We start from the raw sequence: 24,787 nt of genomic DNA, 5'->3' as shown, positions 1-24,787 counted from the left end.
AATTCTGATAAATATTCCTTACAATCAAGGTCGGTTTTAAATCGATCAGAAAACTCTAGAAGATTTTGACCTGTAAATATGTTCATGTTTTAATGTGTTTCTTAGGTTTAAAGATAAGTATTTTTATACTGACCTCTATAAGATTAATTAGTATAACGGTTTAAAAGAGATGCTTTTATAGGGATGTGTAAGTCGTTAATAGCAGTGTTGTTTTTTAGAATTTCTACAGTTTAAAATAACCTTAAAAATGTTTAAATACTTTACCTTTGGGACTTTATAACTATCATCAAATTTCATGAATAAATTAAGTTTAAGCCTGCTTTGTAGTCTCCTCAGTTTTACGTTTTCTTATGGTCAATCTGTTACCGATATTATTAATGCGGTGAATTTGGATTCTTTGTCATTAACAATAAATGAATTTTCGGGAGAAGTGCCTACCGTGGTCGATGGGAATACGGTTACCATTTTAAGTAGATTGTATAATAGAAATGATGTGGCAGCAGAATATTTATATGAAAAACTAGATGCATTAGAAAATATTACAGTTGAAAGTCAGTTTATGAATGATGATGAAAGTCGTCGTAATATTATCGCAACACAACTGGGCACCACACATCCTGAAAAAGTATATATGATTTGTGCACACTACGATGGAATAGCCAATTATTGTGCAGATGATAATGCAAGTGGTACAGCAGCTGTGTTAGAAGTTGCTAGAATTTTATCTGGCCAATGTTTAGAAAACACCATTATTTATGCGTTTTGGGACGAAGAAGAAATAGGCTTAGTAGGTTCTAAATATTATGCTGAATTAGCTAAAACAAATGGAGATGAAATTTTAGGTGTTTATAATTTAGATATGATTGGTTACGATGGCGATAACGACCAAAGTTTCGATATAGATGTGAGAAAAGACGATGCAGGCTCTCAGGCAATGAGTGACGATATTGTTGCAGTATTAGAATCTTATCCCTTTAAACTGAATGTTAATATTGTTATTCCTGGTACGGAATATAGCGATCATTCTAGTTTTTGGAATAGAGGTTATCCAGCAGTTTTAATTGGAGAAGCTTGGTCTGAAAAGGACGAAAATCCAGAATATCATTCAAGTGAAGACCGTTTTAATATTTTTAATTTAGAGTACTTCCATGAACTGACTAAATTGTCTGCTGGATATATGGCAACTAAAGCGGTGTTAGCTGGGGTTGATAATTCTGTGACTCAAAGTAATAATAGTCTTAAAGCAGTTCAAGAATCGGCAACCTACCAATGGTATGATTGTACTACGGATGCGGCAATTACAGATGCCACGTTTCAAACGTTTATGCCAACTGAAAATGGAAGCTATAAAGTTGAAATCTCATCGGGAAGTTGTGTTGAATTTAGTGCGTGTTTTGAGTTCGGAACTTTAGGATTACCAAAATTTACAGCAACTGAAATTACATTGCATCCAAACCCCGTAAAATCGAAATTAACTATAGAAAGAAGTAAGAGCGGAAAAGCCGATTTTACAATATATGATGTGTCTGGAAAACGAGTTTTTAAAATGACTTCGGAAGAAAAAATAAGCACATTACAATTACATAGTTTATCTAAAGGTGTTTACTTTTTAAGTGTTGAAAGTGCAGATAAACGCGGAGTATATAAAATTGTTAAGGAGTAGGTTTAATACACGGATGTATTTGCGTTAGCGATTGCAGTGGCATCCTTTTTACGAGATATAAACGATTCGTATTCGTTTAAGCTGAAGTTTATTTGAATTAAATATGCTGAGGTAAACTGTAATTGAATAAAATGATATAACGGAAAGCACTCCTTTAGGGAAAGTCCAAAAATATATAAATAAAAAATCCGTCCAAAAATATTGAACGGATTTTTTATGAAATGAAGTCTTGTGTTTAGGTTATTTAGAATCGTCTAAAACGTATTGTTCAGTTTGTCTAATTCCGCTTTCAGGGTTTCTAAATTCACCTCTTTAAAATCGAATGTTATATTTGGATTTTCTTCTATTTTAGTTTTTACAGTTCCTAAATACAACTTGCCTTGATCTTTTTTAATAGCTATAAGCACTACGTTTTCATTTTTAGGAACGTTTTTAAAATCGAATGTGTCACCAGTTTTGTGACTAGGCATAATGGATTTAAAAGATTTAAAAACCATGTTAACTCTAATGTCGTCTCCCGCATTTTTAATTTTAAGTTTAAATGGTATGTTGGTTCTTCTAATAAACCGATCGCAATTTATCCAACCTAATTTGGAAGTTCTTAAAATATAACCATTGACTTCGTATGCCTCAACATCTGCTGGGGTTTCGATTAAATTATCTTCAAACTTTTTGTTTACGATTGAATCTCGTTTTAGAATATCTCTTCGAGAGGTGCCTACTATACGATCAGTTTGTTGCGAATTTCCACCAACCTGAAAAACAATGGGCAAAGAGTAGGGGACGATTACTGTTTTTCCTCGTTGCTTCCCCGGTTTCATTTTTGGTAATAAAGCGATTACTCTATTCGTTTCATTTTCTAATTCAGGGTCAGATGCCCTAGACGTGATAGATACAGGTATGCCTTCTTGATTAATTTTAAAAATTGTATTAATCCGTTGTTTTCCCCTCAATCCAAGATTCTCTGCAATTTCCGTGTTGAAATTTGCCATTACAAATTTACTAATGGCTTCATTGGTACATTTCTTGCTCTCTGCCGATTTAAGATGTTCACAACCAGGATAAGCGGGTGGGATTTCAATGATAGAAAAGGGAACCTCTACGTCGAGGTCTTCTTCCTGAACGAAAACCTCAATGTTATCTACTACTTCGGTAATACTATTATTCTGAAGTTCCCAGTTTATATTTTCATTGTTCCATGTTCCAGTAAAAAGTTGCATTCCATCTTTCTTGCTTTTAGTGGGGAATAGAATTTCAATAGTTGAATTCGGTGCTAAGTGTAAAGGTGTGTTGTTTTGATATGCTTTTATGTTTAGCATGCCACCAGTTTCTAAAAGTTTTCCATTGGATTGGGTCGCTAAATTCGCTAAAAGAATATCTGAAAGGGTATAATATTCTGTGACTTCTAATTCTATCCTGCCTGAAATAACCTTATTATTCTGATCTCTAAAAGAACCTCTTTTTATGGTTAGTTTAGTTCCTTCTTTAAAAACTAGTGTTGTGTCTTTCTCTGAATTGAAAGAGATGTTTTGAACTGGCTTCTTAGGTATTTTAATTGTATCAGCTATTTTTTGTTTTACTTCTGGTTTTGTGATAGCTGTTTTTTGAATGTCTACAGTATCTGTTAATGCAATAGTATGTTCTATTATTTCAGACTTAGTTGAAGTTGGTTTTAAGGGCGTAATTGTGTCTGTTGGAGGAATTATTCGCTCTAATTCGGGAGGATTGATGTTGTTTTTTGAATCAATAGAAGTATTAACGTTGAAAAGGATAATTACAGTTGCTATTAAAGCCAAAGTGAATATAGTGAAACCAAAATATCTTAACCATTTATGTCTTATGTGAATCTGTTTTCCAGAAATAATTTCACTCTTTGTTTGCTGACGCTTTATGCCTTCTAAAATGGCAGTGTGTGTTTCAAATGCTTGTTTGAAATTAGAATCAGTTTGTAAGCGCTGTTCAAAATTTATAGTTTCTTTTTCGGTTAGCGTTTTATTTAAATAGTCGTCTATTAATTCTATGTCTTTTATATTATGTTCCATGATGTCTCGAATTAGGATTGTATTGTTTTACTCGTTTTAAAGATGTCTTTAGCTTTTGTTAAGCATTTATACTTCTGGTTTTTTGCAATTTTTTCTGATTTAAATTGCATAACATGTGCGATCTCTTTAAAAGACATGGCTTTGTTGTAAAACAGTTGTAAAAGTTGCTGACATCGTTCTCCTAATTCGAGGAATGCACGCTCGGCACGTTGGTATTTATGTTCTTCTAAAACACTATGAAATTGTTCGGTTTCTGTTGTATTAAAGCTTTGTAATGTGTCTTTTGTTAATTTCTTTTGGGAGTCTTTCCATATAAATCTAGAGACCGAATATAGATAGGTGTAAAATGAAGATGTAAGTTTGAAATCTGACTTTTCGAGATTTCTATTTAAAATAATAAGAGCTTCCTGAAACACATCTGAGGCATCTTGTTTTTGTCCGCCTTTAGATAGAATTAAAGCTTCTATTTTGGGGTAGAGACCGTATAATTTGCTAAAAGCTTTTTCACGCTGACCAGCTTTAAAAAGTTCTAAGATTTTCTTGTCGTTCATAAAACGTATTTATTACTTAATGGTCAAAATGGAAAAAGGTCTCCTGAAAAATTTCAATTAATTTACAAAAAATTAGGTGTTTTTTATTCTTGCGGCATATTTTAATACACGGATGTATTTGCGTTAGCGATTGCAGTGGCATCCTTTTTATGAGATATAAACGATTCGTATTCGTTTAAGCTGAAGTTTATTTGAATTAAATATGCTGAGGTAAACTGTAATTGAATAAAAAGATACAACGGAAAGCGCGACCTTTAGGGAACGCCCAAAATAGTAAACATAAAAAATCCGTCCAATACTTATATATTGAACGGATTTTTTTATGATGTGATATTACTGGTTTTTAAATAATTCGGTGAAATGTTTATAGAACATTGGGATGGTTTCGATACCTTTTAGGTAGTTCCAAATTCCGAAATGTTCGTTTGGAGAGTGAATGGCGTCGCTGTCTAAACCAAAGCCCATTAAAATAGTTTTGCTTTTTAATTCGTCTTCAAAAAGTGATACAATTGGAATGCTTCCACCACTACGTTGTGGGATTGGAGTTTTTCCAAAGGTATCTGTATACGCTTTCGATGCTGCCTTATAACCAATACTATCTATAGGCGTCACGTAACCTTGCCCTCCATGATGAGGTTTAACTTTTACGGTTACGGCGTCTGGAGCAATGCTTTCGAAATGCTTTTGGAACAATTCTGTGATCTCTTTCCAATCCTGATTTGGCACTAAACGCATCGATATTTTAGCAAATGCCTTACTTGCGATAACGGTTTTTGCACCTTCGCCAGTATAACCTCCCCAAATTCCGTTAATGTCTAAAGTCGGACGGATAGAATTACGTTCGCTGGTTGTGTAACCTGCTTCGCCATAAACCGCATTAATATCTAATGCTTTTTTATAGTTGTCTAAATTGAAAGGTGCTTTTGCCATTTGAGCACGCTCGTCTTTAGATAAGTCTTCAACTTTATCGTAAAACCCAGGAATAGTAATATGATTGTTTTTGTCGTGAAGTGACGCAATCATTTTGGTTAAGATATTGATTGGGTTGGCAACTGCACCACCGTAAAGTCCAGAGTGTAAATCGCGATTTGGCCCTGTAACCTCAACTTCTACATAACTTAATCCGCGTAATCCTGTGGTGATTGATGGTACGTCCTTCGCAATCATTCCAGTGTCTGAAATAAGAATAACGTCGTTTTTAAGTTTCTCGTGATTGTTTTTTACAAAGGTTGCAAGGTTTACACTACCAACTTCTTCTTCGCCTTCAATCATGAATTTTACGTTACAAGGTAATTCGTCGTTTTTAGTCATGTATTCTAATGCTTTAACGTGCATATACATCTGACCTTTATCGTCGCAAGCACCACGCGCAAAAATAGCACCTTCGGGATGCGTTTCAGTTGTTTTTATAACCGGTTCGAACGGCGGAGACGTCCAAAGTGCGATGGGATCGGCTGGTTGCACGTCGTAATGACCATAAACAAGTACGGTTGGAAGCGATTTGTCGATTATTTTTTCACCGTATACAATTGGGTGACCATCGGTTTTGCAAATTTCTACGTGATCGCATCCTGCTTCTTCAAGACGTGTTTTGACAATTTTAGATGTTTTTAATACGTCGTCTTTATAGGCTGAGTCAGCGCTAACAGACGGCACCTTAAGAAGTTCGATAAGTTCGTTTATAAATCTATCCTTGTTATTTTCGATGTAAGTTGAGATGTTTTTCATGTGGAAATATTCTGTTTCCTACAAAAATACAAAATTGTTGAATTTTTTTTTAAAAGTTGAATTGTTTATTGAAACTAATTTTTATATTTGCACACCCTATTGCGGGCGTGGTGGAATTGGTAGACACGCTAGACTTAGGATCTAGTGCCTCGCGGTGTGGGAGTTCGAGTCTCCCCGCCCGCACAGTAAGAGAAAGCCGACTATTTATAGTCGGCTTTTTTTATGCTTGGTACAACATAGGTACAACAATTACGCTTTTTTTGAATTTTAACACTTATCAGTTAATTTTGTAGTCAAATGACTTCAATTGGCTCTGTTATATATTAGTTTTCAATTTTTCGATTAATCAAAAGTCAATTTTAATCCGGATCATTAACAACCCTATTTGAAACCTTCAACCTCAAATTACGCTCCCCAGAACTTTCATTAAGAGTAAAGTGTACGAATCTATCATTACTAATAGAAAATTTAGGAAGCACTTAAACAACGGTTCGAGAAAGTTTCTTTAAAACACGGTTGGGCATATCATAAACAGAGTTAGGTGCTACATTTAGGTTTTGCATAGATTTGTTTTTACCTTTTTTACGGGTAACTATAGCTGTGTTTAGGTAATTAATATTATAATCCAAACTAGAATCGTTGGTGATTTTTAGAATCACATACAATTGATTTTGGTTATAAACAATGTTTTTTAGTTCAAGCGTAACATTGCAAAAACCGGGCATAGTATACCACCCACGGCGGATTAAAGTGAGCATAGTTGAGCGGGTCAAAGTGAACCACCTTCAGCGGATGAAAGTGAACCACTAAAGATCGGTTCTATTTGTAAGGTCATAAAGGTCTTTTTTTGTTAAAAAAGATCGTGGCCAATACACAAATAGATATGCGAAAAATCAGTCTAATTCTCGGGTTATCTCTCAATACAATAACCAAGTATATTGCTTTTTTTAGGCGGTATCAGCTTACCAATTACGATGTGTCTGCCATGACGTTTGAGGAGTTAAATAGGCTGTTTAAATCCGATCAGAACACAAAATCAGAGCAATTAATTACGTTAGAAAAGTACTTTCCTTATTTTGACAAGGAACTTCGTAAAACAGGAGCTACTAAATAATTTTTATGACAAGAATACTACGCCAAGCATCCCGATCTTTATAAAAGAATTACCTAATGACGATGCTTGTTAAGCCTATTTAGTAAAAATAAAATGGCAAGACGATTTTACCTGTATGAAATGTGGACATACAAAAATGGAATATCTACCTTTAAAGGTACTGTTTTTAAGAGTCCGTAATAATTATATTTGAATTATGGAAAAAAAGTATGATTGTCGCTATATATTTCATCGTAATAATTATTTATATGTTTTTAAGATTCTACTAATATATGCTTGCATCACGAAAAAAAGGCAGTTGAGTAAGCTTCTTTCTTTTTCGATTTATTAGAAAACTAAAACTCCACTTATAATAAATATTTTAATACTTATTTATAAGTGGAGTTTTTAATGAATTAGGTTAAAGAATACTTTTTATTTTATTAAAATAGGTATCTCAGTAATGATGTTTTGAGATGAATTCCCTAGTTTCAAGATATAGGTTCCTGCTTCTACAGCCCAATCATTTTTAGTGACATCAAAATAAGCCAATTCTTTAACGGGTAAAGTGATTGTAACTTTTTCGGTAGCACCACTTTTAACAAATACTTTCTGAAAACCTTTTAACTCTTTTGAAGCTCTTTTAATAGCGGAGTTTGGATTTGAAACATATAATTGAGTAACTTCTTTACCATCAAAATCTCCAGTATTTTTAATGTTGAATGTCACTTCAATAGTATCCTCTTTCTGATATTCAGAACTATCTGTTTTAAGGTCTGAAAAATCAAAATTAGTATAAGATAATCCGTAACCAAAAGGATATAAAGGTTCAATGTTCTGCGTATCAAACCAACGGTAACCTACTAAAAATTCTTCTTTGTACACAACAACTTCATCACCAGGGAAACTATTGGTAGCGTGTGCAGGTGAATCGTTGATGTCTTTAGGCATGGTCCAAGGTAATTTACCAGAAGGATTTACGTTTCCTAAAATAACATCGGCCAAAGCATTTCCGCCTTCAGAACCGTTAAACCAACTCCAAACTAAGGCAGGGGCATTTTCTTTTACGCTCGCAATATCAAAAGGAGCGCCAGCAATCATAACAACAATTGTATTTGGATTCACAGCCATTACTTTTTGAATTAATTCTTCTTGACCAAATGGTAATGATAAGTCGTTACGGTCTGAAGCTTCTGTTTCATAATCACGATTAGAACCTGCAAAAATAATAGCGATATCGGAATTTTTTGCAGCAACCAAAGCTTCTTCTAATTTTGTTTTATCCAATTCGTTTACCGTAGTTGGACCATGTAGCGTAATTTCTGTTTTTTGATCATTGTCATTTTTAGAATAACGCTCTAAATAGCCTTCAGCATATTGAATTTCAATTCCTTTCGGCAATCTGTTTTGAAGTCCTTCTAAAGGTGTTACTTCTCTTTTTGTTTTTACACCAGCACCAAAACCGGCTAAAGCGTTTTTCTTTGTCGCATTGTTTCCTATAACAGCAATAGATTTAACACCATCTAATTTTAGAGGTAACGCATTATTTTCATTTTTAAGTAAAACGATGGCTTCCGCAGCAACATCATAGGAATCTTGGAAATGTGCTTCAGTAGAAATACTTCCTGTTACTCTATCGGTTCCGTCAATAGCTTTCACTTGGAATAATACGCCTAAAATACGTTTTACGTGTATGTTAATTTCTTCTTCTGAAATCTCACCAGCTTTATAAGCAGCAAGTAATGGTTCAGCTAAAAAATAGTCATTGAAAGGTTTTCTAGTTCCCATTTCAATATCCAACCCATTTTCTAAGGATTTTACAGTTGAATGAACGGCAGCCCAATCTGAAACTACAATGCCTTGAAACCCCCATTGATCTCTTAATATTTTGTTTAACATCAAGTCGTTTTCACATAAATAATCCCCTCTAAACTTGTTGTAAGCACCCATTAAACTGTAAGCATTTGCTTCTGTGACAGCAGCTTTAAAGGCAGGTAAGTAGATTTCTTGTAACGTACGTTCATCAACTTGTACGTCAACAGTTCCACGGTTGGTTTCCTGATTGTTTACAGCAAAATGTTTTACACAAGCCATGACATCATTATCTTGAATTCCAACGATAAAAGGCACGGCTAATTTTTTATTTAAAAAAGGATCTTCTGTAAAATATTCATACGTACGACCACCCAAAGGTGTTCTAATAATATTGATGGCTGGAGACAACAGCATATCTTTATCACGTGCACGAGCTTCTTGTCCAACACTGTTCCCAAAGGTATATGACAAATCTGGATTCCAAGTTGCAGCTACAGCACCTGCAGCAGGATAGTAAGTTGCAAAATCGTTGTCCCAACCAGCAGGAGCCCAACTATCTCTTGAAACTTCTTCACGAATTCCTAATGGACCATCTGCCATTTTTAATTCGGGAATTCCTAAGCGTGGAACACCTCCATTAGCAAACATACTATTTCCATGAAGCATTCCAATTTTTTCTTCAATGGTCATAAGTGCCATTAGGGAATCTATTTTTGTATCAAATTTTGAAACATCAAAAGGGAGCGGTGTGAAATTTTCTTTCGGAATTTCGGTTTTGAGTGATTCAGATATAGATTCTGTTTTTTTCTCTTTACAAGAATAAAAAGAGAGCATTATTAATGTAACTGTTAGAAGAATTGCGTGTTTTTTCATTTAAAAGTTTATTAATTGTAAAATTAAAGATTAAATAGCGATAATAATAAGCCATATTTAACAAGTTGTAATATGATTTTATAAAAATAGTTTTCAAAAAATCAATGATAAAACAGAAACCGTTGCAAAACCCGTAATTGCTAATAGGGTAGTCATAACCGTCCAACTTCTAAACGTTTGTTTTTCATTCATCCCTAAATATTTACTTACCAACCAAAATCCGCTATCATTTACATGCGACATAATTGAAGCTCCAGAAGCAATTGCAATTACTAATAAAGCTTTGTCTATTTCTGAAGTGTTTAAAGCGATTAATGGCGCTGTAATTCCTGCAGCAGTTATCATTGCAACTGTTGCAGATCCTTGTAAAATACGGACTATTGCTGCTGCTAAAAATGCAAATAAAAGAATGCTAACACCTTCATTTGCAAAATAATTTGCCAACATTTCACCCGTTCCAGTATTTACCAATATTTGTTTAAAAACACCTCCAGCACCCGTTAGTAAAATTATAATTCCTGCAGGTTCCATTGATTTTGTGGTGATTTTTAATAAAGATTCTTTGCTGAAATTTTGTTTTATTCCCAAGGCATACCAAGCTATTAAATTAGCAATTATTAATGCTGAAAAAGGGTGCCCAATCATTTGTAGCCATTCTTTAACGTGCAAAGGAATGGTTTCATTGGAAACTAGCGGACTATTAATTACCGTATTACTAACTATTAAAAGAATAGGAATACTAATAATTGAAATGATTAGATAAACCGAAGGAAAAGAAGTTTTTTCTTGGGTTTCTAGCGTCAATTTAGGAGCTTCAATATAGATTTTTTTAGCAATGTATTTTCCAAATAATGGACCGCATACTATGGCTGTAGGGATTCCAGTTATAAAACCGAATAAAATCACCCAACCTAAATCTGCATTTAATATATCGGCAACCGCTACGGGTCCTGGAGTTGGAGGGATAAAAGCATGTGTAATGGCTAATCCGGCAAGTAATGGAATTCCGTATAGTAATAATGATTTTTTAGTTTTTCGTTGAAGGGAATAAATCAATGGAATTAAAATGATAAAAGCGACATCAAAAAACACGGGGATTGCAATAAAGAACCCAGTGAATACCAATGCCCAAGAAGCATTCTTTTCGCCAGATTTTTTCAGTAAGTAATTCGCTAAAGCTTCTGCACCACCTGAATGTTCTAAAATAGCTCCAAACATAGCTCCCAAACCTACAACTACAGCTACAAAACCAAGGGTGTTTCCCATACCTTCTTGCATAGTTGCAATAATTTCCATGGGAGGCATTCCTGAAATAATACCAACAATAATACTTGCTATTAACAGAGCGATAAAAGCTTGAATTCGCAGTTTTAATATTAAAAAAAGTAAGACTGCAATTCCAATACATACGGCTGAAATAAGTGTGAAATCAATCATTTTTCAGCCAGTTTGTATGAAAAAATTGATTGCTCGTATCATTTTTTCGTTGATATGTATGAGCCCCAAAATAATCACGTTGGGCTTGAATTAAATTTGCAGGTAAATTTTCAGAAGTCATCGATATCCAATAGTTATAAGAAGCCCAAAAAGTGTCTAAAGGAACTCGATTGGTTAACCCCATTTCAATGAGTTTTTTTAGTTCATCTTCGGAATTATTTAAATCATCGAATAGTGTAGCATGGTCTAAAATGGATTCATTTTGTTTGAATAATACAACTAAATTTCCCATGAAATTGGAGCGAATAATACAGCCGTTTGTCCAAATTCTTGCTATTTCAGATAAGTTTAAATCCCAATAATATGTTGTTGAAGCTTCTTGCATTAAATCAAAACCTTGATGGTGATTTACAATACGAGCAAATCGATAAGCGTTTTCAATAGCAGCGATGTTTAATTCTTGGGGAGCACTTTTTTTAATAGTTAATTTTTTAGATAATGCTATTCGTTTTTCTTTAAATGAAGACATATATCTAGCAAAAACAGCCGAAGCCATCATGGTATTTGGAACTCCTAAATCTAGAGCGGCTTTACTAGACCAAGATCCGGTTCCTTTATTTCCTGCTTTGTCTAAAATCGACTCTAAAAGATAGTTGTCGCCTTCTTTTTTACGTAGAATTTCAATTGTAATTTCTAATAAATAGCTCGCTAGATCTGTTTTGTTCCAAGTTGAAAAAAGATTGGCGATTTCAATATTGTTCATTGTTGAAGACAGTAATCCATACAATTCTGCTAATAATTGCATTTCTGCATATTCAATTCCGTTGTGGACCATTTTAATAAAATGGCCAGCACCTTTATTTCCAATAAATGTACAGCAAGGATTATTTTGAGAGTCCTTTGCAGAAATAGCTTCAAGAATAGGAGCAACTATTTTATAGCTTTCAGGGTTTCCTCCAGGCATAATAGAAGGTCCTTTTCTGGCGCCTTCTTCACCACCAGAAACACCACAACCAATAAAGTTAATCTGTTTCGTAGCTAAATAATTATATCTTTTTTCAGTATCTAAATAATGCGAATTTCCACCATCAATTATAATGTCGTTTTTAGATAAATAAGGAATTATCTGTTCAATAACAGCATCAATTGCTTTACCTGCTTTTATCATTAAAAAAAATTGTCGTGGTTTTTCTACGGAATTAATAAAGTCTTGAATATTGGAAAATCCAACTAAGTTTTCAAAAGATTTATTCTCTTGTAAAAATTCTGAAACAATATTTTCTTCACCTTTTTCTTTACGATTATAAACAGCTATAGGAAAACCTTTTTCAGCAATATTTAAACTGAGGCTTTTTCCCATAACGCCTAATCCAATAATTCCAATAGTTGCTTTATTCATTCGTTTTGTATTTGAGATGATGGTATTTGTAATAGTTGTTGGCGTTTGTTCAATAGGAATATGAAGTCCATAAGTTGGAATTTCCAAGGTTTCAAACTGAGATTTTAATAGGGAAGAAGGCATATAATGATTGTCTCGAGATTCTAAACGTTCTTTTATTTGTTCAAAAGAGCCAGAAAGATATATCCATAACGGATTTTCAATTTCTGAATTTAAGAGCTCACGATACGATTCTTTTAAGGCTGAACACGCTAAAATAGCTCCAGTTGTTTGATCCCATTCCTTTAGTTTTTTTGATAGCGTTAGTAACCAAGGTGTTCTATCAACATCTGTTAAAGGCATGTTGTTTTTCATTTTTTCAATATTTTCCGAAGGATGAAAATCATCAGCATCGTAAAAATTAATTCCTGTTTTTTTAGATAAAAGTTTTCCAATCGTAGTTTTTCCACAACCGCTAACCCCCATTATTATGATAATCATAATCCTTTATTTTTTTAAATAGAATGAAGATTGTAATCCTTTTGCTGAATTTGGTCCAACCCAAATAGTAAAGTCACCTTCTTCCGCCGCCTTTATTAATTTATGATTGGTGAATTCTAAATTTTCAGAAGAAATGGTAAATACAACTTCTTTTTGTTCACCAGGATTTAGGGTGATTTGTTCAAATCCTTTTAATTCCTTTACTGGTCGTGTAATACTTCCAATAAGATCTCGGACATATAATTGTACAGTTTCAGTTCCAGCTCTTTCTCCAATATTTTTTACAATAGCTTTAATTTGAAGTTCTTCTGTGAAATTGATGGTGTCTTTTGAAATTTGAATATTTTCATAAGAAAACTTCGTGTATCCAAGTCCGTAACCAAAAGGAAAATGAGGAGTGAAACCAATATCTAAATAGTGAGAATCATTTCCTAAGGAGCTTTGCCAAGCTTCAATAGGGATATCGTCCATTTGAATAAAAGAAAGGCTATCTGCAGGTCTTCCAGTATTTTTGTGATTGTAGAAATAAGGTAATTGTCCAGCGGTTTTTGGCCAAGAAACAGGTAATCTTCCGCCAGGTTCTTGCAATCCGAAAATCATATCATATATTGCCGGTCCACCCATAGTTCCAGGATGCCAAGCCATTAAAACAGCATCTACATTGTCTATAATATTGGTAATAGTTATTGGTCTTCCAGCCATAATAATTAGGACAATTGGTTTTCCTGTTTTTTCTAATTCATTTAACAATTGTTCTTGTGCTCCAGGTAAATCAATATTTGCTCTACTATGTGCTTCTCCAGATAAAATTGCTTCCTCACCACCAAAAAATAAAATGACATCAGCTGCTTTTGCAATTTTTATGGCTTCGGCAAAACCACTTGTAGATTTATCTCTACTATACGTTAATCCTTCAGCAAACTGAAAGTTTACATTTTCATTTTTAAAAGTATGCAAAGGTGTAATGGTTTTATCTTTTTCACCATCAAAAGACCACGTTCCTAGTTGTTCACGCGTTGCATTTGCTAACGGACCTATAACCGCTACTTTCGTTTCATTTTTTAATGGTAATACGTGCTCATTTTTCAAAAGCACGCTACTTTTTATAGCAGCACTTTTAGCTTCTTTTAAATATGCTGGTTTGTAAAATTCTGAAGCTTCTGTTTTTCTTCTGGTTGGGTTATCAAATAGACCTAAACGATATTTAATGCGTAAAATATTTTTTACATAAAAATCTAATTGATCCATAGAAACTGTTCCTTCTTCCAATAATTGTTCTAAATGATCATCATACGTTTTACTAGCCATTTCCATATCTAAACCACTGTTAAAGGCTAATTCAGCAGCGTGTTTTTCATCACTTGCATATCCGTGCGCAATCATTTCTATAACAGAATCCCAGTCACTTACTACAAACCCATCAAAATGAAGTTGATTTCTTAATACTTCCGTTAGTAAAAATTCATTTCCAGATGCTGGAATCCCATTTAACTCGTTAAAGGAAGTCATTACTGTAGCAGCACCAGCTTCAAAAGCGGCTTCAAAAGGTGGTAAATACACGTTTCTTAATAAAGGTTCACTAATATCAGCAGTGTTATAATCTCTTCCTCCAATAGCAGCGCCATACGCTAAAAAATGTTTAGCACAAGCCGCCATACTTGTTGGGTTATTTAAATTTTCACCTTGAAATCCTTCAATATATGCTTGTCCTAAAACGGATGCCAAATAAGGATCTTCTCCTGGAGATTCCGCAATACGTCCCCAACGACTGTCGCGGGCAATATCTAACATGGGAGCAAATGTCCAACGCACACCAACCGATGTTGCTTCAATAGCTGCAATTCTAGAAGAATTTTTTGCAATGTCCGCATTCCAAGTCGCGGCAAGACCGATTGGAATTGGAAAAATAGTTTTAAAACCGTGAATAACGTCTCTTCCAAAAATTAAAGGAATTCCGTTTGGACTTTCTTCTACAGCGATGCGTTGTAATTCATCAACATATTCGGTATTCATAACATTTAAAAATGCTCCAATTTCACCTTTTCTAACAGCTTCTTTCAATGCTTCTGGAAGCGCACCTTTTACTCTGCTTGAAGTTCCTTTTAAACTAGTTTGACCAATTTTCTCTTCCAAGGTCATCTTGGTTAATAAGTCAGAAATAAATTGTTCAGAAGAATCTTCAGTTTTAGTTGTATTTTCTGTTTTAGTTTCACAACTAATAAAAGTGAAGATGATAAGAATTAAAAAATATTTTTTCATGGTTTGGTAGTTTAGTTCGTTTTCGTTTTTGAAAATAGCCACGGAATTAATTCGGGTTCTGAGAATGCTTTTTTAAATGCATCTCCGTGTCCTGTGTTTTTATATTCGGTATATGTAACATCTGCATTTTGGTTATTTAATAAGGTGTACATGTTTCGAGAACCAGCAACGGGATTCCATTGATCAATTTCTCCGTGGAAAATCCAATAGGGAATATGTTGAATGGTTTCAATTTTACTTGGGTCAGAATATCCAGCCATTGGAACTGCTGCAGCAAATAAATTTGGTTTTCGAGCCGTAAATTCCCAAGTTCCAAATCCGCCCATAGAAAGTCCTACTAAATAAATCCTGTCTGGGTCAATATTCAAGGTTGCAATGGTTTCTCCAATCAACTCTAAAGTTGCCGCTCCAGAATCTGAAGGTGTTTCATTCATATGGTAAGAGCCGCCTTCACTTAAACCTTCAAAAGGCGTTTCTGGTGTGTTTCCAATCCATTTGGCCCATTCTTCATTCTCAGTTTTATCAGAACATTGCGGAACTAAAATATAACACGGATATTTTTGTTGCATCGCTTCAGAAAGCAATCCGTTATCATTTACAATAAAACCGGCTTCGTGATATATTTTAGAACCATTGTCTGTTCCGCGATCGCCTCTTCCGTGTAAAAAAATAACCAAAGGAATGTCTTGTTCTGTATTAGTTGGCGTAAAAAATCGGTAAGGCAATTGTAATCCATTAGCAGCGTTAAAAGTTTTTTTTACTAAAAGACTGTCAATATTTAAACTGTCTTTTGAAATAGAGACTTCATTTTTTAGTACACTTTTTTTAGTTGAGGTGTGCGATGAGTTTCCACATCGAATACACAAAAAACCGATAAGTATAAACAGGTAGTTTTTCATAAATAATTAAAATAAAAAGCTCCTTATATAGAACTGGTTTTTTACTGAATGTAAACTTAAACGTATAAGAACCCACTACTTAATACAATAATTACATTTTAGTAAACGATTTTATCACAAGGTGTTTTTAAAGAATAATTCCTTTTAGAATATGACAAAATAGTATCAAAATGTAGTGATGAGGTGAATTACTTTTGAGGAATGAAGCATATCCTTTTTATGTTCTGCTGAAATTAACTGATAAACCAATGACTATTTTATTTGAATTTTAGAACGTGTTGTTTTAACCAATACAAGAAATATTTAAGAAAATAGACCAAACTAATAGAACTATGAAATACGGTCATTTTGATGATGAAAATAGGGAATATGTAATCACAAACCCAAAAACACCTTACCCATGGATTAATTATCTTGGGAATGAAGATTTTTTCTCACTAACCTCAAATACTGGAGGTGGTTATACTTTTTATAAAGATGCAAAATTTAGAAGATTAACACGTTATCGTTATAATAATGTGCCTGTTGATGACGGTGGAAAGTATTTTTATATAAAAGATGGTGATACTACATGGTCTCCAGGTTGGAAACCGGTAAAAACTGAATTAGACAGTTATGAATGCCGTCATGGAATGAGTTACACCAAGTTTAAAGGTGCTAAAAACGGAATTCAAACGGAAGTATTGCAATTTATTCCACTTGGTTTTTGGGGTGAAATTCAAAAAGTAAGTGTAAAAAACACGACTTCAGCAGTTAAAAATATAAAATTATTCTCTTTTATTGAATTTGCATTGTGGAATGCGGAAGATGATATGACCAACTTTCAACGTAACTTTAATACAGGTGAAGTTGAAATTGAAGACTCCGTAATTTATCACAAAACGGAGTTTAAAGAACGTAGAAATCATTATGCTTTTTATTCTGTAAACGAAGCTATTCAAGGATTTGATACTGATAGGGAATCTTTTATTGGCTTGTACAATGGCTTTGAAAATCCAGATGTTGTAGCCTATGGAAAACCAAAAAATACCGTAGCTCATGGTTGGTCGCCAATTGCATCTCATTATATAGAAGTTGAGTTGCAACCAGGTGAAGAAAAAGACTATGTTTTTATGCTGGGTTATGTTGAGGTTGATAAAGATAATAAGTGGGAGAGCAAATCGGTTATCAATAAGACCCCTGCAAAGGAAATGATTGCCAAGTATAACACGGTTGAAAAAGTACAAGATGCTTTTGATGAGTTAGGTGCCTATTGGGATAATTTATTAGGAACAATAAACATTCAATCTAACGATGAGAAATTAGATAGAATGGTAAATATATGGAACCAATACCAATGTATGGTTACCTTTAATATGTCACGTTCTGCTTCGTTTTTTGAATCTGGAATTGGGCGAGGCATGGGATTCCGTGATTCAAACCAAGATTTAATTGGGTTTGTGCATCAAATTCCAGAGAGAGCAAGAGAACGTATTGTAGATATTGCTTCAACGCAATTTGAAGATGGTTCTTGTTACCATCAATATCAACCGTTAACCAAAAAGGGGAATGCTGCTGTAGGTGGAGATTTTAATGATGATCCACTTTGGTTAATTCTTTCAACTACTGAATATATTAAAGAAACAGGAGATTTTTCATTGTTAGATGAACTGGTGCCTTTCGATAATGATGCATCAAGAGCAAAACCACATTTTGATCATTTAACAGCATCGTTTTACCACGTTGTAAATAATTTAGGGCCACATAATTTACCTTTAATTGGACGCGCAGATTGGAATGATTGTTTGAATTTGAATTGTTTTTCCGAAGATCCAAATGAATCTTTTCAAACTACAGGAAATAAAAAAGGTGGTACTGCAGAATCTTTAATGATTGCAGGGTTGTTTGTAATGTACGGTAAAGAATACGTGAATTTATGTCATGTTATTGGCAAAACTGAAGAAGCTGATGCGGCAGAAGTCCATGTAAATAATATGATTGAAGCTGTGAAAAAACACGGTTGGGATGGCGAATGGTATTTACGTGCTTATGATTATTACGGTAAAAAAGTAGGTTCTAACGAAAATGAAGAAGGAAAGATATTTATTGAATCTCAAGGTTGGTGTACCATGGCTGAGATTGGTAAAGAAGAAGGCTTGGTTGAAAAATCATTAAACGCAGTAAAAGAACATTTAGATTGTGAGTACGGCATTGTGTTAAACAGTCCAGCGTTTACAAAATATTATATTGAATATGGTGAGATTTCTACATATCCAGCAGGATATAAAGAAAATGGAGGGATCTTTTGTCATAACAATCCTTGGATTATGATTGGTGAAACTATGATTGGAAGAGGAAATGAAGCCTATGATTATTATACAAAAATTGCACCTAGTTTTTTAGAAGAAATTTCTGAATTGCACAAAGTAGAACCTTACGTATACTGTCAAATGATTGCCGGAAAAGAAGCTTTTAAACCAGGGGAAGCTAAAAATTCTTGGTTATCAGGAACGGCTTCTTGGAATTTTTATGCAATTACGCAATACATTTTAGGCGTAAAGCCAGATTATAATGGGCTTTCAATTAATCCTTGTATTCCAAAAGAATGGGATGGATTTGATATGACACGTAAATTTAGAGGAGCAACTTATAATATTGAAGTTGTAAACCCAAACCATAACAGTAAAGGTGTTGCAAAAATTAGTGTGAACGGTAAAGAAATGAATACGCATATTGTTCCAATCCTTGAAGCAGGAAAAGAACACACTATAATAGTTACAATGAAATAAGTAAGTAAGTAAGTAAGTAAGTAAGTAAGTAAGTTGTTTTTTGTTTGGTTAGAGTTTGTTTAAAACTCTCAAAATTTATTTTGAGAGTTTTTTTAATTTATAATGTTTTTTTAATCCCAACAAATTGTTCTCTAAACTCCTTTGGGGTACAATTTTTAGATTTTTTAAATAACCTGTTAAAATTGGCAATATTGTTAAACCCACATTTAAAGCCAATTTCACCAATACTTGAATCGGTTTCTAATAACCAACGCGAAGCAAAACTAATTCGCGTATCATTAATATAAGTGATAAATGTTTTTCCAGTTCGTTTTTTAATAAAGCGATTGAAAGACACCGGGCTCATATTTACCAAGCCTGAAATTTCCTTTAAAGTAATTGTTTTGTCAAAATTCTTTTGAATGTATTCGTATACCTTTTTAATTTTATCGCTATTGTCAAAATCTTCTTTTTCGGAAGCTGAATTAGAAAGCATAATTTGGTTTTCAGATTTTGCCAAATCATCTAAAATTGCGATAAACTCTAAGTAATATTTAATTCCAGAAATTCTAGTTAATGCCATTAAGCGGGGCATCATTTTTATAGTTGTATCCCGTGAAAATAAAATACCATGTTTACCTCTATTAAACATGTCTTTTATCGGTTTAAAAATTCTTCGAGATAAGGTTTTTTCATTCAATAAGTCTTGATGAATATGTGTGGTAATCTCATAAATTTCTTTACAAGTACACTCGTGAAGTTCCCACCCGTGTACTAGGTTTGAACCGACGAATACCAGTTCTAATTCATCAATAGTATCTATATGATCTCCAATAATTCTACGAACTCCTTTTCCTTTGAAGATAAGGTTTAATTCATATTCTGGATGAAAATGTATCGGGAAATCAAAGTCATCTTTTATACGTTCTTCTACCAAAAAGCTGTCTTCAGGTATCAGTCTTGTAATTTCTCTATGAGCGTTATGTATCATATTCTGAATTATAAGGTAGAAAGGTACACAATTAGATAAAAAATACAAACAAATGACGAAATTGTATTAACAATTAATTAACATTATAAGTAATATTGAATTGCGAAGCTTACTGAAAAAAACAGAGTTTAGCGCAAACTAATTATTAATTAAACTAAATATCTATGAAAATTCAAATTTTTAAGAACTTTTTGTTTCTTGGTATATTTATACTATGCTCCTCTGCATACGCACAAAATATAACAGGAACAGTATCGGACATGAATGGTCCTATGCCTGGTGCAAGTATTATTGTTAAAGGCACTTCGAATGGAACTACCAGTGATTTTGATGGTAAATATGCTTTAGACAATATAGCGGAAGATGCTATATTGGTAGTAAGTTATGTGGGGTACGGCTCACGTGAAGTAAATGTTAAAGGAAAATCAATAATTGATGTGTTATTGGTTGAAGAATTAGACGCTTTAGATGAAGTAATCGTTATTGGTTATGGTGTTAAAAAGAAAAGTTTAGTAACAGGAGCTATTGGTAGTTTAGATACTAAACAAATTGAACAATCTCAAAGTCCACGTGTAGAGAATATTCTACAAGGTAGAGTTTCGGGTGTTACCGTAATTTCTTCTTCTGGTGCTCCTGGTTCAGGTGCAAAAGTTAGAATTAGAGGTGCAGGTTCAAACGGTAGTTCAGATCCATTATATATTGTAGATGGAATGAAAGTAAATTCAATGGATAATATTGCTCCTAGTGATATTGCTAATATTGAAGTATTAAAAGATGCCGCTTCTTCTGCTATTTATGGTACTGAAGGTGCAAATGGTGTTGTAATTGTAACTACAAAAATGGGTAAAATAGGAGAGCAAGTAGTTAGTTTTAGTACTAGTTTAGGTTCTCAGTCTATTAATTCGAAAATGGAATTAATGAATGCTAGTCAATTTGTAACCTATATGAATGAAGCTGGGCAATCTCAAGTTGTAGACAATGGTGTTGATACGGATTGGATTGACGAGACATTTAATGATGCATTTGTACAACGTTATAATATTAGCTTTTCTGGAGCTACTGAAAAGCTTTCTTATTACTTATCAGGTTCTTATATAGATCAAGATGGTACTGTAGGAGATGAGAGTAAATATAAAAGATATACAACACGTTTAAATGTTAAAAGTGATGTGAAAGAATGGTTAGAAGTAGGTGCTAATATGACCTATACTAATATTGGAAATTCTCCAATTGCGGAAGATGATTCTTATAGAAGTCCTATTAATAATATGATATTAATAGATCCATTAACTCCAGTAGTGTATACAGGGGCGTTACCTCCACGAGCACAAGATGGTGTTGCAAATGGAACAGCGATGCTTGATCCTTACGGAAATGTTTATGGTTATCCAACATATTCAGATGGTGAGGTTATGAACCCTGTAGGTTCCTCAAACTATTTATATAGAGGTGGAATTGATACCGATAAATTTTTGTTATCAGTGTATGCTAAATTAAAACTGTATGAAGGTTTAAATTTTACATCTAGACTTGGTTACGAAAGATCAAATACATTTGACAATAGATGGACTCCTGCTTATTATGTGAGTTCTGAAGCTCAAAACACACAAGTTTCTTTAAACAATTCAGTAAATAGAAATTCTAGATGGTTGTGGGAGAATTTTGTCGACTATACAAAAAGTTTTGGAGAAAATAATTTTTCTGCTATAGTTGGTTATTCTGCTGAGAAAACTAAAGCACCTTGGTATTATTTACAAGGAGGAGATGTCGCAAATCAATCAGATGAGTTTGCATATTTTGACTATACCAATAGAGATAATGATAAAATTGGAGGAAGTATTTATCAAAAAAGTATGAATTCAGCATTTGGAAGAATTTCTTATGATTATGCTGGTAAATATTTATTTGAAGGATCATTAAGATACGATAGTTCAAGTGTATTCCCTAAAGAAAATAAAGGAGGTTATTTTCCTGCAGTTTCTGGAGGATGGGTAATTTCAAAAGAAGATTTTTGGAATGCTGATGGCGCTGTCGATTACTTTAAATTACGTGCAAGTTGGGGACAAAATGGTTCAGATGCTAACTTAGCAGGAAATGGTGATATTCAAGTTTTTAGAACTGTTGATGGTTCGACTCCTGTTGTTTATCAGGGAATTACAGGTGTAACTCCTGGAGATTTAGCGAATCCTAATTTAGTTTGGGAACGTTCAGAACAAACAGATATTGGTGTTGACTTAAGAGCTTTTGGCGGTAGATTAAACTTTGGAGCAGATTGGTATAGTAAAATTACTCGTGATTTAATTCTTCCTGATGGAAACGTTATGGCACCACCTTCTTTAGGGCAAACAGTAGGAGCAATTAATGGTGGAACAGTATCCAATAAAGGTTTAGAGTTTGAAGCAGGATGGAATGATGAAACGGATAGTGGGTTTAGTTATGCTGTAGGATTTAATATTTCTACATTGAAAAATGAAGTTACTGATGTAATTGTACCTGCACCACTTATTGGAGCAGAATCCCCACAAAATGGAGATGGTATTACAAGATTTGAAGAAGGTTACCCAGTATGGTATTTTTATGGATACGAGACTGCGGGTATCGATTCAGCAACGGGAGCTCCAATATTTGTAGATACGGATGATAATGGCGAAATTAATTCAAATGATAAAACGTACATTGGTTCACCTCAACCAGATTTAATTTACGGAGGAAACATTGCTTTAGCTTACAAAAATTTCGATTTCAACTTAATGTTTCAAGGCGTTTCTGGAAATCAAATTATTGCAGCTTACAACCAACCTTCACGTCCTTTAACAAACAAAGAGGTGAGTTGGTTTGATAATAGATGGACACAGCCAGGAGATGTAGCTTCTATGCCAGGTGCTGCTTATGTAGCTGATGCTTACCAATCAGACTTAGTTGTTGAAGATGGTTCTTATATGAGAATTAAACAATTACAATTAGGATATACTTTTGCTAATGAGTTAGTACAACGAGCACATCTTAAACGTTTAAGATTGTATATATCTATGGATAACTACTTCACGTTTACTAAATATTCAGGTCTAGATCCTGAAGCAGGTAGTTTCGAAGATAATAGTGTTGGTGTTGATAGAGGTTTTTATCCAATCCCTAGAGAAATCATGTTTGGATTGTCAGTAGATTTTTAATAAAAAACATTTAGATAAATATGAAAAAATTAATATATAGTACGATAATTATACTTTTAATAAGTGTATCGTGTAGTGACGATTTTGTAGAAATTCCTCCAGTAGGAGTGTTAGATGCTTCAACCTTTTTTGAAGACGAAGCAAATACTGAACAAGCATTGATAGGTATATATGACCTAATGCAATACAACTATTCAAGAGATTGGACAGCTGCCTATTTTGTAAAAATGTTACCAGGAGATGATGTTATTGCAGGAGGAAGTTCTGCTACAGATCAACCTATGTTAGTTGAAATTAGTGAATATACAGATATTTCAGTTTCTAACCCTGCAATTACAAGTGTTTGGAATTTATATTACCGTACAATTGCATTGGCAAATACAGTGATTGAAAATGTAGAAAAAGGAGACTTATCAAATAAGAAATTTGTGTTAGCTGAAGCTAAATTTATGAGAGCTTGGTGTTATTTTGAATTAACAACAATGTGGGGAGATGTACCTTTACGTTTAATAAACCCAACAGAATTAAATTCTGAAGCTTTTGCAATTCCTAAAAGTACAAGAGCAGAAATTTATACGCAAGTAAAAGCAGATTTAACAGAAGCAATAGCTGGGTTGCCTACAAGAGGGGCAGTAGCTCAAAATTTTAGAGTTTCGGTTGCTACAGCACAAGCCTTAATGGGAAAAGTATTAGTTTTTGAAGAAAATTATACAGAAGCTTTACAATATTTAGAGCCAGTGCTTTCAAATTCAAGCTATTATTTAGCTCCTACTATGGAAGATGTATGGTCTGTAGAAGGTGAATTTGGAAGTGGATCATTATTTGAAATGGGATACATTTCTACCAATGGATACGATTGGGGTAATGTGCAATGGGGAGGAAGAATGGAAAGTAACCTACACGTTCAGTTAATGGGGCCACGTACAGAATTTGATATTACTCCAGTTGGCTTAATAAACGGATGGGGATTCAACTATCCTTCTACAAAAGTAATCAATGCATTTAAAGCTGCTGGACCTGAGGGGCCAAGCACGCGAAGATCAGCAACTATTTTAACGGAACAAGAATTAATAGATGCAGGTGGTTCAGTGAACAAATCAACACCTATATATGGATACGAAGGAGCTATTAGAATTAAATATGCAACACGTACTTCTGATACTAGTCCTGCTGGAATTTTGGAGTTAAACTATACTTCAAATTGGAGATTGTTTAGATTGGCAGAGGTCATGTTTTTAGCTGCAGAAGCGTATAACAAAACAGGAGCTGATGATCAAGCAAGAACTGAATTAAATAAAGTTAGGTTAAGAGCAGAAATCAGCTTATTAGACGATACTGTAACTGGAGATGCTTTATTTGACGCTTTAATGGATGATAAATTCTTAGAGTTTGCGCACGAAGGTCCACGTTTTTGGGATTTAGTTCGTTGGGGAAAAGCGTCTACAGAGTTAGCAGGAACAGGATATTCATCTAAAAATGATTTATTCCCAATTCCTATTACAGAGATTGATTTAAATGCCGCATTAACACCTGCAGATCAAAATCCAGGATACTAATATTTAGAAAATTTGAATATGTTTTAAGTCCTAAAAGCAACGTGTACTAAAAACACGTTGCTTTTTAGCTATAACCAAATTTTA

General features: G+C 33.8%; 15 protein-coding genes, 1 tRNA gene and 1 pseudogene. 7 read left to right on the top strand and 10 right to left on the bottom strand.

The window, feature by feature from the left end:
• Positions 1 to 295 precede the first annotated feature (295 nt).
• The gene (locus tag R6X41_RS04370; RefSeq protein WP_318497782.1) at positions 296 to 1,663 is read left to right on the top strand and encodes a M28 family peptidase; all 1,368 of its coding nucleotides are present in this window, start codon (positions 296 to 298) and stop codon (positions 1,661 to 1,663) included.
• A 254-nt stretch (positions 1,664 to 1,917) separates the two neighbouring features.
• Here R6X41_RS04370 and R6X41_RS04365 read toward each other — a convergent pair whose 3' ends face one another.
• The 3 genes from R6X41_RS04365 to R6X41_RS04355 all read right to left on the bottom strand — a co-directional run bounded on the left by R6X41_RS04365 (position 1,918) and on the right by R6X41_RS04355 (position 5,984).
• Positions 1,918 to 3,705 carry a hypothetical protein gene (locus tag R6X41_RS04365; protein ID WP_318497781.1) on the bottom strand — a complete coding sequence of 596 codons (1,788 nt, stop codon included), beginning with the start codon at positions 3,703 to 3,705 and terminating at the stop codon, positions 1,918 to 1,920.
• A gap of 11 nt (positions 3,706 to 3,716) precedes the next feature.
• Complete coding sequence (locus R6X41_RS04360) at positions 3,717 to 4,256, bottom strand: RNA polymerase sigma factor (protein WP_318497779.1); 540 nt, start codon at positions 4,254 to 4,256, stop codon at positions 3,717 to 3,719.
• A 333-nt stretch (positions 4,257 to 4,589) separates the two neighbouring features.
• The gene (locus tag R6X41_RS04355; protein ID WP_318497777.1) at positions 4,590 to 5,984 is read right to left on the bottom strand and encodes a dipeptidase; all 1,395 of its coding nucleotides are present in this window, start codon (positions 5,982 to 5,984) and stop codon (positions 4,590 to 4,592) included.
• A gap of 101 nt (positions 5,985 to 6,085) precedes the next feature.
• Between R6X41_RS04355 and R6X41_RS04350 the strand changes: the two genes are divergently transcribed.
• A tRNA-Leu gene (locus R6X41_RS04350) sits at positions 6,086 to 6,167 on the top strand.
• Between the two features lie 296 nt (positions 6,168 to 6,463).
• Here the strand turns inward: R6X41_RS04350 and R6X41_RS19820 are convergent.
• On the bottom strand, positions 6,464 to 6,709 hold the full coding sequence (locus R6X41_RS19820; protein ID WP_489670884.1) for a DUF4138 domain-containing protein: 246 nt from the start codon (positions 6,707 to 6,709) through the stop codon (positions 6,464 to 6,466).
• Between the two features lie 158 nt (positions 6,710 to 6,867).
• Here R6X41_RS19820 and R6X41_RS04345 point away from each other — a divergent pair, with 158 nt between their 5' ends.
• Both R6X41_RS04345 and R6X41_RS04340 read left to right on the top strand, forming a co-directional pair.
• Positions 6,868 to 7,098: a hypothetical protein gene (locus R6X41_RS04345; RefSeq protein ID WP_318497803.1), complete on the top strand. Its 231-nt coding sequence runs from the start codon at positions 6,868 to 6,870 to the stop codon at positions 7,096 to 7,098.
• Positions 7,099 to 7,126: 28 nt separating this feature from the next.
• Positions 7,127 to 7,234, top strand: a pseudogene (locus R6X41_RS04340) (transposase); the annotation flags it as partial.
• Positions 7,235 to 7,512: 278 nt separating this feature from the next.
• On the opposite strand, the gene R6X41_RS04335 reads toward R6X41_RS04340, so the two are convergent.
• From R6X41_RS04335 to R6X41_RS04315, 5 genes are all read right to left on the bottom strand, one after another.
• Positions 7,513 to 9,765, bottom strand: a complete 2,253-nt coding sequence (locus R6X41_RS04335; protein ID WP_318497775.1) for a glycoside hydrolase family 3 C-terminal domain-containing protein — start codon at positions 9,763 to 9,765, stop codon at positions 7,513 to 7,515.
• 93 nt (positions 9,766 to 9,858) lie between these two features.
• Positions 9,859 to 11,202: a GntP family permease gene (locus R6X41_RS04330; RefSeq protein ID WP_318497773.1), complete on the bottom strand. Its 1,344-nt coding sequence runs from the start codon at positions 11,200 to 11,202 to the stop codon at positions 9,859 to 9,861.
• Positions 11,195 to 13,081, bottom strand: coding sequence for an NADP-dependent phosphogluconate dehydrogenase (gene gndA, locus R6X41_RS04325; RefSeq protein WP_318497772.1), 1,887 nt, complete (start codon positions 13,079 to 13,081; stop codon positions 11,195 to 11,197). The genes R6X41_RS04330 and gndA overlap by 8 nt, the downstream gene beginning before the upstream one ends.
• A 6-nt stretch (positions 13,082 to 13,087) precedes the next feature.
• A complete protein-coding gene (locus R6X41_RS04320; protein WP_318497770.1) occupies positions 13,088 to 15,340 on the bottom strand; it encodes a glycoside hydrolase family 3 N-terminal domain-containing protein in 2,253 nt (750 codons plus the stop codon).
• An 11-nt stretch (positions 15,341 to 15,351) separates the two neighbouring features.
• Positions 15,352 to 16,239, bottom strand: coding sequence for a carboxylesterase family protein (locus tag R6X41_RS04315; RefSeq protein ID WP_318497768.1), 888 nt, complete (start codon positions 16,237 to 16,239; stop codon positions 15,352 to 15,354).
• A 332-nt stretch (positions 16,240 to 16,571) separates the two neighbouring features.
• Between R6X41_RS04315 and R6X41_RS04310 the strand changes: the two genes are divergently transcribed.
• A complete protein-coding gene (locus R6X41_RS04310) occupies positions 16,572 to 19,007 on the top strand; it encodes a glycoside hydrolase family 94 protein (RefSeq protein ID WP_318497766.1) in 2,436 nt (811 codons plus the stop codon).
• A 97-nt stretch (positions 19,008 to 19,104) separates the two neighbouring features.
• On the opposite strand, the gene R6X41_RS04305 is transcribed toward R6X41_RS04310, so the two are convergent.
• The gene (locus R6X41_RS04305; RefSeq protein WP_318497765.1) at positions 19,105 to 19,977 is read right to left on the bottom strand and encodes an AraC family transcriptional regulator; all 873 of its coding nucleotides are present in this window, start codon (positions 19,975 to 19,977) and stop codon (positions 19,105 to 19,107) included.
• Between the two features lie 164 nt (positions 19,978 to 20,141).
• Between R6X41_RS04305 and R6X41_RS04300 the strand changes: the two genes are divergently transcribed.
• Together R6X41_RS04300 and R6X41_RS04295 are read left to right on the top strand one after the other, a co-directional pair.
• A complete protein-coding gene (locus R6X41_RS04300) occupies positions 20,142 to 23,147 on the top strand; it encodes a SusC/RagA family TonB-linked outer membrane protein (protein ID WP_318497763.1) in 3,006 nt (1,001 codons plus the stop codon).
• 20 nt (positions 23,148 to 23,167) lie between these two features.
• On the top strand, positions 23,168 to 24,703 hold the full coding sequence (locus R6X41_RS04295) for a RagB/SusD family nutrient uptake outer membrane protein (protein WP_318497761.1): 1,536 nt from the start codon (positions 23,168 to 23,170) through the stop codon (positions 24,701 to 24,703).
• Positions 24,704 to 24,787: the final 84 nt, after the last annotated feature.

Source organism: Formosa sejongensis (genome assembly GCF_033447105.1).
Classification (GTDB): Bacteria; Bacteroidota; Bacteroidia; order Flavobacteriales; family Flavobacteriaceae; genus Formosa.
The sequence above is the reverse complement of the archived record's forward strand: the minus strand, read 5'-3'. Positions and strand labels throughout refer to the sequence as shown.